Here is a 13,087-nt window from a genome sequence, read left to right as displayed (position 1 = left end):
GATGGGGTGCACGGGCGGCAGATAGACGACGTCGAAGCCCATCTCCGCGATCGCGGGAAGCCGCCGCGCGGCGCTGCGGAACGTTCCCGAGACCGGCGCTGCCCCCTCCCGCACCACGGCGCCCTCCGAACGCGGGAAGAACTCGTACCAGGAACCGAACAACGCGCGCCTGCGGTCCACCCGCAGCGGGAAGGCGGCCGAACGGGTGACCCGCTCACGCAGCGGGAAGCGGTCGAGCACCGCGGTCACCTGTGGCGTCAGCGCGGCTCTCAGGCGTGCGGCCGGAGACCGCAGATCGTCCTGCAACGCGTCCGCGGCGGCCAGCAGGACGCGGCGCTCCGCCTCCTCGGGCACTCCGTGGGCGGCCCGCTCGTACAGCAGCGCGCCCTCTTCGAGCATCAGGCCGACGTCGACGCCGGCCGGGACCTTCACCCCCGCCGCGCGACGCCACGCCGACACCGGGTCCGCCCAGGCCTCCACGGCGTACGTCCAGAGGCCCTCCGCGTCCGGCGTGACATCGGCGCCCCAGCGGTCGCTGCCCGGGGACAGCTCACGCATGGGTGTCCACGGCCCGCACCGCTCGCCGGGGCCCAGCAGCACGACATTGGCGCCGACCACTTGGTGCCCCTCCGCGAAGAGGGTCGCCGTGACCTCGAAGGTCTCGCCGGGCACCGCCTTCGCGGGGCGACGGCCGCCGTCGACGACGGGGTGGACGTCCAGGAGAGGAACGGGCAGCGCGGTGTCCGGGCGCGTTCCCGGCAGGGGCGTGGTGGCGCCTGTCCCCGGCGGTGGCATGCCGGAACCCGTCTCCGGTAGTGAAGCCATCGGTTCCTCCTCCACAGCGCTCGGATGCGTCCGGCTCCGGCTTGAGCCGCGCTTCGCCCTCACCCTCAGAACTCGGGGGCGATCACCCCCGGACCTCGGGGGCGGGCCGTGGCCGGCGCGATGCGCGCGGGCGCAGGTACTCCTCGGCCGCGTCGGCGGCGACGCGGGCCGTGCACTCGCCCATCAACACGCACAGGGTGTACGCGGTGTTCTCGAACTGCGTCCGTACGGCGCGGTCGCAGGGGTGGGCGATCAACAGCCTCTCCCACGACCGATAGAGCTTGAGATGCCGCGCGACCTCGGCTTTTGCAGGCAGCAGCACCACACTCGTCACCTTCTTGTGTGCCTGGGGCGCGGCCGGGGCGACTGGCCTGGCGAAACCGGTTCCGCACCTTGAGGGGCCGTCGGCTCGCGCCGCCGGGCTTCCCGACTCATGGTGCACGGTCGACCACGCAGCGTCTTGTTGGGCATTCAACTACCACTCCGGTGTGCTCCTGTTGCGCGAATGGAGTAGTGCTCCCACGCTGGTACTGACTCAGGAGCGATCAATGCTCACGCTTCGTGTTCGGGGCTCGGTCCGCACGGCCGAGGAGGAGCGGGAGCTTCGCCGAGAGGAGCCAAGCGCAATGAAGTCGGCAACCCCCCGCTACTACCACGTGGATGTGGTGATCAGCCCGGAGAAGATCGACCAGGTCGGCCGCATTCTGGCCGCCCACCTCCGGCACTGGGGTCTGGAGATCCTCGTCGAGCCCGTCAGCCACTGCACCCGGGTGCTGCTCCGGGCCATCGAGGAGCACGGCACGGACAAGAAGACGACCATCGAGATGTGGTGGAACGGACAGCACCTCATCACGGGTGTGTCCGACAACGACCGCGACCTGCCACAACCCCACTACGGGCCGCAGGGCTGTCTGGCGCAGATCGCCGCGCTGAGCGACGGCTGGGGGAGTTGCCCGGCGACCGACGGCAAGATCATCTGGTTCTCGTGCCGGGCCAGGACCCCCGAGCACATCCCGCTCGCCTCCCTCCCCCCGAAGCCCGGCGAGCCCACGGCGCTCCAACTGCCGCGCGAGGAGAGCGTGGCCGCTCTCGCGGGTTCGGCGGAGGGGTGACGCCCGGCCGGGGCGGCCGTCGCGCCGAGATCCACGGCCGCCCCGCCCTGACCGCCCTGCCCTGACCGCCGCGCCCGGGGCCGACCGGCTGCCGACCGCAGGGCCCCCGCCCCCTTCCATGACTCCCCCGTGAGGAAGGCAGACGCTTGCGCACCTGGACCGGATCCCCGTCCCCCCTCGGCGCCACGTTCGACGGTGAAGGCACGAACTTCGCCCTGTTCAGCGAGGCCGCCGAGCGCGTCGTCCTCGTCCTTTGCCACGACGGCGGCACCCACGACGACGTCACCCTCACCGAGGTCGACGGCTTCGTGTGGCACTGCTATCTGCCCGGTGTCGGGCCGGGACAGCGCTACGCCTACCGCGTGCACGGGCCCTGGGACCCCGCAGCGGGCCACCGGTGCAACCCCGCGAAGCTGCTCCTCGACCCGTACGCCACCGCCGTCGAGGGGCAGATCGACAACGACGCCGCGCTGTACGAGCGGGCGGCGCGGGGGCCCGACCGCACCGACAGCGCCGGACACACCCCGCTATCGGTGGTCACCGACCCGTCCTTCTCCTGGGAGGACGACCAGCCGCTGCGGCGGCCCTACGCCGAGACCGTCGTGTACGAGACCCATGTCCGCGGCCTCACCCGCAGGCACCCGGAGGTCCCGCCGGAGCTGCGCGGCACCTATGCGGGCCTCGCGACCGACGCGGTCATCGGCCACCTCACGTCCCTCGGGGTGACGGCCGTCGAACTGATGCCGGTGCACCAGTACGTGCAGGACGGCTTCTTGCGCGACCGGGGCCTGTCCAACTACTGGGGCTACGCGTCCATCGGCTTCTTCGCCCCGCACAACGGCTACGCCGCGCACGGCACCCGCGGCGAGCAGGTCACCGAGTTCAAGTTGATGGTCAAGCGGCTGCACGCGGCAGGGCTCGAAGTGATTCTCGACGTGGTCTACAACCACACCGCCGAGGGCAACGAGAACGGCCCCACCCTCGCGTTCCGCGGCCTCGACAACGCCTCCTACTACCGCCTCGCGGAAGACGATCCGGCTCACTACTTCGACACCACCGGCACGGGCAACAGCCTGCTCATGCGGCACCCCAACGTCCTGCAACTGGTCATGGACTCACTGCGGTACTGGGTCACCGAGATGCACGTCGACGGATTCCGCTTCGACCTCGCCGCCACGCTCGCGCGGCAGTTCCACGACGTGGACCGGCTCTCGGCCTTCTTCGACCTGGTCCAGCAGGACCCGGTGGTGGGCCGCGTCAAACTCATCGCCGAGCCGTGGGACGTCGGTGACGGCGGCTATCAGGTCGGCAACTTCCCGCCCCTGTGGTCGGAGTGGAACGGCAAGTACCGGGACGCCGTACGGGACTTCTGGCGCAGCGAGGACGGCACGCTCGCCGAGTTCGCCTCCCGTCTCACCGGCTCGTCCGACCTCTACCAGCACGACCGCCGCCGACCGCGCGCCAGCGTCAACTTCGTCACCGCCCACGACGGCTTCACGCTGCGCGACCTGGTGTCGTACGACCAGAAGCACAACGAGGCCAACGGAGAGGACAACCAGGACGGCGAGAGCGACAACCGCTCCTGGAACTGCGGTGTGGAGGGCCCCACGAGGGACCGGTGGATCCTGGAGCTGCGCGCGCGACAGCAGCGGAACTTCCTCGGCACCCTCATGCTCTCGCAGGGCATCCCGATGCTCGCACACGGCGACGAGCTGGGCCGCACCCAGCACGGCAACAACAACGCCTACTGCCAGGACAACGAAATCTCCTGGGTCGACTGGGACCTCGACGCCGAGCGGCGCGAGCTGATCGCGTTCACCCGGCGCGCCATCGCCCTGCGCGCCGCGCACCCGGTGCTGCGCAGACGCCGCTTCTTCCGCGGCGAGGCCCCGGCCCGCGACAGCAGGCCGCTGCCCGACCTGGTGTGGCTGCGGCCCGACGCCCACGAGATGACGGACGAGGACTGGCAGCGCCCCGATGCCCACGCCATCGGTGTCTTCCTCAACGGTGACGCCATCGCGGAACCCGACTTCCAGGGCAACGCCGTGGTGGACGACTCCTTCCTGCTGCTGTTGAACAGTTGCGGCGACCAGGTCGTCTTCCAACTGCCGGACGCCACGTACGGTGAGTGCTGGCAGACCCGGCTCGACACCTCGGACCCGCGGGGCCTCTCGGACGAGACGGAACACAAGGCCGACGGCGAGGTCCCCGTCGGGCCGCGCAGTCTGCTCCTGCTGTCCCGCCCCTCGGAGGTGACGTCATGACCGCCCACGAAGCCGTGCTGCGCGAGCTGCTCACCACCGCCGGGCAGACCTACGCCGCGGAAGCCGGTATCCGGGCGGCGGACACCCCGCAGCCGCTCTACCGCACGCTCGTCCTCGCCAGTCTGCTGAGCGCCCGTATCCGGGCCTCCGTCGCGGTGTCGACCTCGCGCGCGCTGTACGAGGCGGGCCTGCGCGGCCCCCGGGACATGGCCGACGCCACCTGGCAGCAGCGGGTCGACGCCCTGGGGCGCGGCGGCTACCGGCGCTACGACGAACAGACCGCGACCCGCCTCGGCGACGCGGCCCGCCTCGTGCTCGACGCCTGGCACGGCGATCTGCGCCGTATCCGCGAGGAATCCGACGGCGACGTGGCCGCCGTGAAGAGGCTGCTGCAACAGGTGCCGGGCCTCGGCCCCACCGGCGCGAACATCTTCCTGCGCGAAGTACAGGACGTCTGGCCCGAGTACGCGCCCTACGTCGACAGCAAGGCCTTGCAGGGCGCGGAACGCCTCGGGCTGCCGCAGGACGCGTCCGCCCTGATGCGGCTCAGCGACCGGCGGCCTGGCGTGGTGGCCGCGGCGCTGGTCCGAGCCGCCCTGGACCGGAAGCTGGCGGAGCGGTGCCTGGAGCGGGCGGGCGGTTAGCGGTGTCTGGGGCGAGCGGCGGTCAGGGCGTGGCCTCCGGGGGCTCGCGGGGTTCGAGGGGGCGGGTCGCGGGGCCGTGCAGGACCGTTCCGTCCGTTGCGAAGCGGGAGCCGTGACAGGGGCACTCCCAGGCCCGCTCGGCGTTGTTGAAGTGCACCAGGCAGCCGAGGTGGGTGCAGCGTGCGGAGACCGCGCTGACCTGCCCGGACTCATCGCGGTACACCGCGCACCGGTGGCCGTCCAGACGTACGACGGCGCCACTGCCGGGCGGGATGTCGGCCACGGAGTCGACGTGACTGGTGCGCAGCCGGTCACCGATGAAGTGTTTGGCCACGGTGACCTGCTGGGCGGCGAGGGTGCCCACATCACGGACCGGCGGCAGGCGGCGCGGGTCGTACAGCTCGGTCCAGGCAGGCCGGGGGCCGCCGACGATATGGGCGGTGAGCAGGCTGCCCGCCATGACACCGTTGCTCATGCCCCAGCCGCCGAAGCCGGTGGCCACGTAGAGGTGCTGTGTGCTCGGGTGTGCGTGACCCACGTACGGCACGCTGTCGACGGAGTCGTTGTCCTGGGCGCCCCACCGGTAGACGTCGTGCGCGTCGGCGAAGTGCGGCAGGTGCGTCCGCGCCCAGTCCTCGAGCCGGTGGAGCCGCTGCCGTACGTCTCCCGTGCCCGGCTCGAACGACTCGCCGGTGACGACGAGCAGCCGATGCTCGTCGTCGTAGGGCGCGCTGCGCAGTGAACGCTTCCCGCCCTCCGGCGTGATGTACATGCCGGCGGGGGCGGCGTCCGACGGCACCGGTGCGGCGACCACCAGCTCGCGGTGGGGTTTGAGCTGCGTGAAGAGCAAAGTCCGGTCGAAGATCGGGTAGTGGGTTGCGACGACCACGTCGCCCGCTTCGACCGTGTCGCCGGACTCGGTGGTCAACCGGCAGCGCTTGCCGTCGCGCAGACCGGTGACCCTGCTCCGCTCGAAGATGCGTCCCCCGGCCCTGGTGATGTGCTCGGCCAGGGCCAGCAGGAACTTCCGCGGATGGAACTGGAGCTGATCGGCGACACGTACCGCGCCTGCGATGTCGAAGGGCAGCTCGGTGCTGGTCACGAAGGAGGCGTCGAGCCCGGCACGCCGCGCCGCCGCCGCTTCCTCGCGCACCTCGTCGACCCGGTCGGGATCCTGTACGTAGGTGAAGGCCGCGGCGCGTTCCAGCTCCGCGTCGATGCCGAGCTCGGCGCACAGGGATACCGTCCGCTCCACCGCGTCCTGCTGCGAGAGCGCGTAGAGCCGGGCGTCCTCGCTGCCCTGCTTCGCCTCGAGCCGCGCGTACATGAGGCCGTGGGCGGCGCTCATCTTCGCCGTGGTGTAGCCGCTCACACCGGCCGCGATCCGGTCCGCCTCGAGGACCACGACGTCGACACCGGCGCGCACCAGGTCCCAGGCTGTGCACAGGCCGGCGATGCCGCCGCCGACGACCGCGACGTCCGCGGTGAGGTCGGTGCTGAGGGCCGGGTAGTGCGTGGCCGGAGTGGTGGCCATCCAGTACGACTCGTCGATGCTCGAGCGAGGCTGTTCGGTCATGTCTTCCTCTGCAATCCGCCGGCCGGCGCCGGATACGTGCCGGGTACCCGAGAAACCTTCGAACCCACACATCCCGGCATGCGGGTCGTTCAGGGCCGACTTACGTTGAAGCCGGAAACATTCCCACCGACAAGGAGGAGCCATGGCGGGCAAGGGCGGCATGGACAAGGCAAAGGGCAAGGCCAAGGAAATCGCGGGAAAGGTCACCGGGAATCGCGAACGGCAGGTCCAGGGCAAGGTGGACCAGGCCCGCGGTGACGCCAAGAAGACGATGCACGAAGCGCAGGAACGCGCCCGCAAGGCCGATCCCTCCCTGCGACGGGACCAGAGCTGAGGCAGCGGAAGCGGGGCGGCTTCCGCTGCCGCCCCGCCCCGCAGGGGGAACCAGCCGCCCCCGGGCCTCACCGCGGCGGCCGGAACCCGGACCTCACCGCGTGGCCGGGAGTCGCCCCCGGACCTCATCGCCGCGGCCGGGAGTCGCCCCCGGACCTCATCGCCGCGGCCGGGAACTCACAATGAAGCGGGCCCCGTCCGGATCGCGCAGGATCGCCTCTTCCATGCCGGTCCCCTCGTACACGGCGCTGCCGCCGTTGGCCTGCGCGGCCCGGACGCAGGCGGCCACGTCGGCGACCGCGAAGTGGATCTCCCACCGCGGCCGGACCGTGGGGTCGGGCGCGGCCTCCACCGCGCCCGAGTGGATACGGGCCACGACGTCTCCCCGGCTGCGCAGCACGACCTCGTTGTCCTCGTAGCGCACTTCGCAGCAGCCGGTCTCGGTGGACTCCCAGCCGAGGACCTCCGCGTAGAAGATGGCCGCGTCGAAGGCGTCCCGGGTGTGCAGCTTGACGAAGACCGGCGCCGCGCGGCGCCAGTCCTCCCAGCCCGACACCAGCTCGCCCTCCCAGATGCCGAAGACGGCGCCGTCCCGGTCGGCGAGGAGGGCGGCCCGCCCCGGGGGGAACGAGAGCGGTCCCACGGCGGTCGTCCCGCCGCGCTCCTGGCTGCGGGCCACGGTCTCGTCCGCGCTGCACACGGCGAAGTACGGGGTCCAGGCCACGGCCATGCGTCCGATGCTCTCCACCGCCGCGACCCCGGCCACCGGCACTCCGTTGACGCTCGCGAACCGGTACTGCTCGCCGAGCCTGCCCGTGCGCCACTCCCAGCCGAGCACGGCATGGTAGAACGCCTCGGCGGCCGCCAGATCACGTGTGGTCAGAGTGACCCAGCAGGGTGCGCCGAACACCGAGTGGCTGGCGACGACCTCGCTTGCGGTTGTTCCGTGGCTGTTCATGCGCCGTACCCGTTCTGCGGTCGTTGTCTGGCGGCCAGGCGGAGGTCGCGAACCCGCGCGACGCCGCCGCTCCTGGAGTCACCACGCGGTCACCACGCCGACGGTGCGGGCCAGGGCTTCCGGGGCCGGCCGGCACCGTGGGCTCGTGGCCCCTCGACACCATCATCCCCTCCCGTCGCGCCCCGCGCTCCGCAGAGCCCTCTGGCGCGTCGATCACCGCATGTCAGCCCCTGTCACCCGGCGGGGTGGGCGCCCGAAAGTGTCACCCGGGCAGCCCAGCTCCACGGTGTGCGCCCGCATGGGCGAGGGCGCGCCGCAGACGGGCCCTAGTGGCGCACCAGGCAGAACGGGTGCCCGGCCGGATCCGCGTAGACCCGCCAGCTCCCTCCGCCGCTGTCGGCGTCGAGGAGCCTCGCACCGAGGGCAAGCACCTGGGTCTGGGCGTGGTCGAGGTCGGTGACGCCGAGGTCGAGGTGGAACTGCTGGGGGTGCGCCGGGTCGGGCCAGCGGGGCGGCCGGTGGTCCGGGGACCGCTGGAAGGCGAGGACGGAACCGGACGGGGTGTGCAGCGTCACCCAGTCCTCGTCGACGGACCATCGCGGGTCGGGCCGGTCGACGGTGCCGCCGAGCAACGCCTCGTAGAACGTGGCGAGTGCCGCGGGGTCCGGGCAGTCGAGGACGACACACTGCAGGTCAGCGATCATGGGCTGATCGTACGTAGGGGACGCGGTCGGCAGCAGTCGGGGCGTGATCGGCTCCCGGCGGGGCAGCCGGGGGCGTGATCGGTGTCCGGCGGGACGCGGTCGGCGCCCGCCCTTCCCCCCGGCTCGGCTTGCGAGCGCGTACCGGTACGTAGCAGTACGTACGCGTACGAAGGGGGAGGGCGGACGCCGTAGTCGGATCACCGTGGGCGCGAGGCCAGTTAGGCGACGATGCCGCTGTCGTCGATGACGATCTTCTTGGCGGTGGTGCCGGAGCGGCTGCCGAGGGCCTCGATGGCCTTGACGACGTCCTCGCCCTCGACGACCTCGCCGAAGACGACGTGCTTGTTGTCCAGCCACGGGGTGACGACGGTCGTGACGAAGAACTGCGAGCCGTTGGAGCCGGGGCCCGCGTTGGCCATGCTCAGGAGGAACGGCCTGTCGTGCTTGAGCTGGAAGTTCTCGTCGGCGAACTTCTCACCGTAGATGCTCTTGCCACCGGTGCCGTTGCCGTTGGTGAAGTCACCGCCCTGGAGCATGAACTCGGGGATGACGCGGTGGAAGGGGGAACCCTTGTAGCCGTAACCGTTCTGGCCGGTGGCCAGCTCACGGAAGTTGCGGGCCGTCTTGGGGACGACGTCGTCGAAAAGGCGGAAGACGATGCGGCCGAGGTTCTCGCCGTTGGCCGACACATTGAAGTAGACGTTCTCACTCATGGCACTGATTCTCCATGACGCGTCCGCGTGCGTCGAAACAGCATCGCCCGTGACCCCCTCCGCGCCGAAGATCAGCCCACCCCTCCCCTCTTTTTTCTTTCAGGTTCGACGGGTACCTCGGCCCTGTGACATGTTCGAGTCGAGTCGGGCCCGCACGCCCGGGAAGGGAGCGGTGACGGTGACGATGCGGACCATTCCGCTGGTGGACGGCCCTGTGGAACTGCGCGGCGCGCTGGATCTGGAGCGGACACCGGCCGGAGTGCTGCCACGCCGACTGCCCGCGTGGACCAGGGAGCAGTACCAGGACCCCTCGGTGGATGGCGTGACCATGATGCCCGGGGGTGTACGTCTGGTGTTCCGCACCGACGCGTGCGAGCTGGAGCTCGAGGTCCTCACCTGCACCGGACAGCTTGAGAGCGACGACGAGCCGCGCCCCGCCGGGATGCTCGAACTGCTCGTGGACGGCGTCCTGGCCGGCCGCCGACAGGCGCCCGTGGGAAATGTGCTGCGGATGGCCGGGCCCGGGACGGAGCAGCGCCTGATCCCCGGCGAGCCGGGCGTCGTGCGGTTCACGGGACTGCGGCCCGGCATGAAGCACGTCGAGCTGTGGCTCCCGCAGCAGACCCCCACGGAACTGCTGGCGTTGCGCGTCGACGGCGAGGTGCGGGCGCCCCTGCCGGACGGCCGCCGCCGCTGGGTGCACCACGGCAGCTCCATCAGCCACTGCCTGGAGGCCGAAGGGCCGACCGGCACCTGGCCTGCCGTGGCCGCCGCGCTCGGGGGAGTGGAGGTGATCAACCTCAGCCTGGCGGGCAACGCCGTCCTCGACCCGTATGTGGCCAGGACGATCCGCGATCTGCCCGCCGACCTGATCAGCGTCAAGGTGGGCATCAACATCGTGGCCCTCGCCGCCTTCCAACTGCGGACGTTCGCGCCCGCGGTGCACGGATTTCTGGACACGATCCGGGACGGGCACCCCCACACCCCGCTCCTCGTGATGTCACCGGTGAGCTGCCCGGCGCTCGAAGAGACCCCAGGACCGACCACGTCGGGCCCGGACGGTGGGCTCGTGGCCCTGGGGGACCCGCACGACGTGGACGCCGGTGCGCTGACGCTGGCGGTGGTGCGGGACGAGCTGACGCGGATCGTGGCCGCCCGCAGGGCGCGTGACCCGCGTCTGCACCACCTGGACGGACGCGAGCTGCTCGGCCCGGACGACGTGGGCGGCCTGACGGACGGCCTGCATCCGGACGCCGACGCGTACCGGCGGATGGGCAAGCGCTTCGCCGCCCATGCCTTCGCCGACGAGGGACCCTTCGGACGTGGCGCCGCCGCACCCCCACCCGCCTGAGCGGGTCCGGCGGCCCCGCATGCCGTGCCGCGTCCGCGCAGGTGGCGACGGGCGCCAGCGATGGAGGGAGCGTCCCCGGCACCGTCGACGTCGTGCGAGGATGGTTGTCATGAGCATCAGCCGCAGGAACAACGTCACGGTCTCCGGACCCGCCGACGGGCCGGCGGTGGTGCTCGCGCACGGCTTCGGCTGCGACCAGAACATGTGGCGCCTGATCGTGCCCGCGCTCGCGGAGCGGTACCGCGTGGTCCTGTTCGACTACGTAGGGTCCGGCGGCTCCGACCTGTCCGCCTGGGACCCGGAGCGGTACGCCTCGCTCGACGGCTACGCCCGCGACGTCGTCGAGGTGTGCGAGGAACTCGACCTCGAACGCGCGGTGTTCGTGGGGCACTCGGTCAGCGCCATGGTCGGTGTGCTGGCCGCCCGGACGGCGCCGGAGCGGATCGGGGCCCTGGTGATGGTGGCCCCCTCGCCCCGCTACATCGACGACTACGGCTACCAGGGCGGCTTCAGCGCCGAGGACATCGAGGAACTCCTGGAGTCCCTGGAGGCGAACTACCTCGGCTGGTCCTCGGCCATGGCGCCGGTGATCATGGGCAACCCGGAGCGGCCCGAGCTGGGGCAGGAGCTGACCAACAGCTTCTGTGCGACCGACCCCGACATCGCCCGCGTCTTCGCCCGCACGACGTTCCTGTCCGACAACCGCGAGGACCTGAGCAGCGTGTCCGTGCCCACGCTGGTGCTCGACTGCACCGAGGACATGATCGCGCCCCGTGCGGTCGGCGCCTATGTGCAGGCCGCCGTGCCCGCGTCCCGCCTGGTCACGCTGAACGCCACCGGGCACTGCCCGCAACTGAGCGCCCCCGAAGCCACCGCGGAAGCGATCCTCGACTTCCTGCGCACACTTCGGTGATGGGCCGAAGGGGCCAAGGAGCGGACCCCTCGGGCACCGGGGACGACGCGGGCGTGGACGCCACGTTCACCGCGCTCCTGGAGGACAGCGCCGAGGAGCTGTACGAGTCGGCCCCCTGCGGTTACCTCTCCACGTTGATGGACGGCACGATCGCCAGGATCAACGCCACCCTGCTCGACTGGCTCGGCCTCGACCGTGCGGGCGTGGTGGGGCGCAGACACTTCGCCGACCTGCTCACCATCGGCGGGAAGCTCTACCATGAGACACACTTCGCGCCGCTGCTGCGGATGCAGGGCGAACTGCGGGGCGTCGCCCTGGAGATGCGGACCGCGGCGGGCGGCAAGCTGCCGGTCCTCGTCTCCTCGGTGGTCAAGTACGGCACCGAGGGCGAGCCGCTGCTGATCCGCACCACCGTCTTCGACGCCTCCGACCGCCGCTCCTACGAAGAGGAACTGCTGCGCCGCCGCCGCGACGCCGAGCAGGCACGCGCGGAGGCCGAGCGGGCACGCGCCGAAGCCGAGGAGGCCCGGCGGCAGGCGGAGGACGCCCAGCGACAGGCGGAGGCCGACCGGGCCCGCCTCGCCGACGCCCTCGCCGTGCTCCAGCAGTCCCTCGTGCCCGCCTCGCTGCCGGAGGTGCCGGGTCTGGAGACGGCCGTCTACTACCACACCGCATCCGCCGACCGGCTCGGCGGCGACTTCTACGACCTGTTCCCCCTCGACGGCACCCGCTGGGCGTTCTTCCTCGGCGACGTGTGCGGCAAGGGACCCCAGGCCGCCTCCCTGACCTCGCTGACCCGCTACACCCTGCGGGCCGCGGCCCTGCACGACCCCGAACCCACCGCGGCGCTCACCACCCTGAACGCCGTCCTGCACGAGCGGTACGCGGCAGGCGGCGACCCCCGCTACTGCACCGCCATATTCGGCGTCGTCGAACCCGGAGCCGATGGCCGCACCACCGTGCGCCTGGCCTCCGGCGGACACCCCCCTGCCCTCGTGCTGCGCGCCGACGGCCGCGCCGACTACCTGCCGACGCCGGGCGGACTGCTCATAGGAATCCTTCCCACCGCCCCCATAGGCACCGTCGAGACCACCCTCGCCCCCGGTGAGACACTGCTGCTCTACACCGACGGCCTCACCGAGGCCCGCACGGGACCGGGGTGTGACCAGTTGTTCGGCGAGGACGCCCTGCTCGCCTTCGGCGCGGGCCAGGCCCCGGCCTCGCCGCAGGAAACGGTCTCCGCGCTGACCAAGCTGCTGCGGGGCTTCGGCGACGGCCTGGACGACGACACCGCGCTGCTCGCCCTCGGCGTCCCCGCCGCCCGTCCGCACACCCGCCCGGCAACGAACTCACCCTCATGAACCCGTTGAACATCACCCGCAGCGACACCGCGTCCGGACCCGTGCTGCACGTGGTCGGCGAGCTCGACTACGACCAGGCCGCCACCTTCCGACGCCACGTCGACCAACTCGTACTCACGCCGGGCCAATGGCTCGTCATCGACCTGACCGGCCTCGAATTCTGCGACTCCAGCGGCATCACGGCCCTCCTCGCGGCCCGCCAGCACGCGCACGCCGCGGGCGCCGACATCGCACTGGCGGCCGTCCCCGCCAAGACGATGCGCGTCCTGACCATCGTCGGCCTCGACCGGATCTTCACCATCCGCCCCGATGCCGACACCGCGTGACGCTCCC

Annotated in this window: 14 protein-coding genes; 8 read left to right on the top strand and 6 right to left on the bottom strand. The window is 71.6% G+C overall.

Annotated elements, in window-relative coordinates:
- The coding region (locus IG78_RS0126905; protein ID WP_225881995.1) for a maltotransferase domain-containing protein at positions 1-825 on the bottom strand (825 nt) is incomplete at its 3' end.
- 82 nt (positions 826-907) lie between these two features.
- Positions 908-1,147 carry a DUF5133 domain-containing protein gene (locus tag IG78_RS0126900; protein WP_051852974.1) on the bottom strand — a complete coding sequence of 80 codons (240 nt, stop codon included), beginning with the start codon at positions 1,145-1,147 and terminating at the stop codon, positions 908-910.
- A gap of 304 nt (positions 1,148-1,451) precedes the next feature.
- Here IG78_RS0126900 and IG78_RS0126895 point away from each other — a divergent pair, with 304 nt between their 5' ends.
- From IG78_RS0126895 to IG78_RS0126885, 3 genes are all read left to right on the top strand, one after another.
- Positions 1,452-1,937 (top strand): hypothetical protein, encoded by a 486-nt coding sequence (locus IG78_RS0126895; protein WP_030567643.1) that lies wholly within the window; start codon positions 1,452-1,454, stop codon positions 1,935-1,937.
- A 146-nt stretch (positions 1,938-2,083) separates the two neighbouring features.
- Positions 2,084-4,201, top strand: a complete 2,118-nt coding sequence (glgX, locus tag IG78_RS0126890) for a glycogen debranching protein GlgX (protein ID WP_030567641.1) — start codon at positions 2,084-2,086, stop codon at positions 4,199-4,201.
- Complete coding sequence (locus IG78_RS0126885; protein WP_030567640.1) at positions 4,198-4,845, top strand: HhH-GDP family DNA glycosylase; 648 nt, start codon at positions 4,198-4,200, stop codon at positions 4,843-4,845. Before glgX ends, IG78_RS0126885 begins: the two co-directional genes overlap by 4 nt.
- Positions 4,846-4,867: 22 nt before the next feature.
- On the opposite strand, the gene IG78_RS0126880 is transcribed toward IG78_RS0126885, so the two are convergent.
- Complete coding sequence (locus tag IG78_RS0126880) at positions 4,868-6,421, bottom strand: FAD-dependent oxidoreductase (protein ID WP_030567638.1); 1,554 nt, start codon at positions 6,419-6,421, stop codon at positions 4,868-4,870.
- 142 nt (positions 6,422-6,563) lie between these two features.
- Between IG78_RS0126880 and IG78_RS0126875 the strand changes: the two genes are divergently transcribed.
- A complete protein-coding gene (locus tag IG78_RS0126875) occupies positions 6,564-6,755 on the top strand; it encodes a CsbD family protein (protein ID WP_030567635.1) in 192 nt (63 codons plus the stop codon).
- Between the two features lie 156 nt (positions 6,756-6,911).
- On the opposite strand, the gene IG78_RS0126870 is transcribed toward IG78_RS0126875, so the two are convergent.
- The 3 genes from IG78_RS0126870 to IG78_RS0126860 all read right to left on the bottom strand — a co-directional run bounded on the left by IG78_RS0126870 (position 6,912) and on the right by IG78_RS0126860 (position 9,129).
- On the bottom strand, positions 6,912-7,712 hold the full coding sequence (locus IG78_RS0126870) for a VOC family protein (protein ID WP_030567632.1): 801 nt from the start codon (positions 7,710-7,712) through the stop codon (positions 6,912-6,914).
- A 326-nt stretch (positions 7,713-8,038) separates the two neighbouring features.
- The gene (locus IG78_RS0126865; RefSeq protein WP_030567630.1) at positions 8,039-8,416 is read right to left on the bottom strand and encodes a VOC family protein; all 378 of its coding nucleotides are present in this window, start codon (positions 8,414-8,416) and stop codon (positions 8,039-8,041) included.
- A 218-nt stretch (positions 8,417-8,634) separates the two neighbouring features.
- The gene (locus IG78_RS0126860; RefSeq protein ID WP_030567628.1) at positions 8,635-9,129 is read right to left on the bottom strand and encodes a peptidylprolyl isomerase; all 495 of its coding nucleotides are present in this window, start codon (positions 9,127-9,129) and stop codon (positions 8,635-8,637) included.
- Between the two features lie 184 nt (positions 9,130-9,313).
- Here IG78_RS0126860 and IG78_RS0126855 point away from each other — a divergent pair, with 184 nt between their 5' ends.
- The 4 genes from IG78_RS0126855 (at position 9,314) to IG78_RS0126840 (ending at position 13,080) form a co-directional block, all read left to right on the top strand.
- Positions 9,314-10,480, top strand: coding sequence for a GDSL-type esterase/lipase family protein (locus IG78_RS0126855; protein ID WP_030567626.1), 1,167 nt, complete (start codon positions 9,314-9,316; stop codon positions 10,478-10,480).
- A gap of 109 nt (positions 10,481-10,589) precedes the next feature.
- A complete protein-coding gene (locus IG78_RS0126850) occupies positions 10,590-11,393 on the top strand; it encodes an alpha/beta fold hydrolase (RefSeq protein WP_030567624.1) in 804 nt (267 codons plus the stop codon).
- Positions 11,393-12,754, top strand: a complete 1,362-nt coding sequence (locus IG78_RS0126845; RefSeq protein ID WP_030567622.1) for a PP2C family protein-serine/threonine phosphatase — start codon at positions 11,393-11,395, stop codon at positions 12,752-12,754. Before IG78_RS0126850 ends, IG78_RS0126845 begins: the two co-directional genes overlap by 1 nt.
- Positions 12,751-13,080, top strand: coding sequence for an STAS domain-containing protein (locus tag IG78_RS0126840; protein WP_030567621.1), 330 nt, complete (start codon positions 12,751-12,753; stop codon positions 13,078-13,080). Before IG78_RS0126845 ends, IG78_RS0126840 begins: the two co-directional genes overlap by 4 nt.
- Positions 13,081-13,087: the final 7 nt, after the last annotated feature.

The sequence above is a fragment of the Streptomyces aureocirculatus genome, from assembly GCF_000720475.1.
GTDB lineage: Bacteria > Actinomycetota > Actinomycetes > Streptomycetales > Streptomycetaceae > Streptomyces > Streptomyces aureocirculatus.
This window is presented reverse-complemented; position numbering and strand designations above follow the sequence as displayed.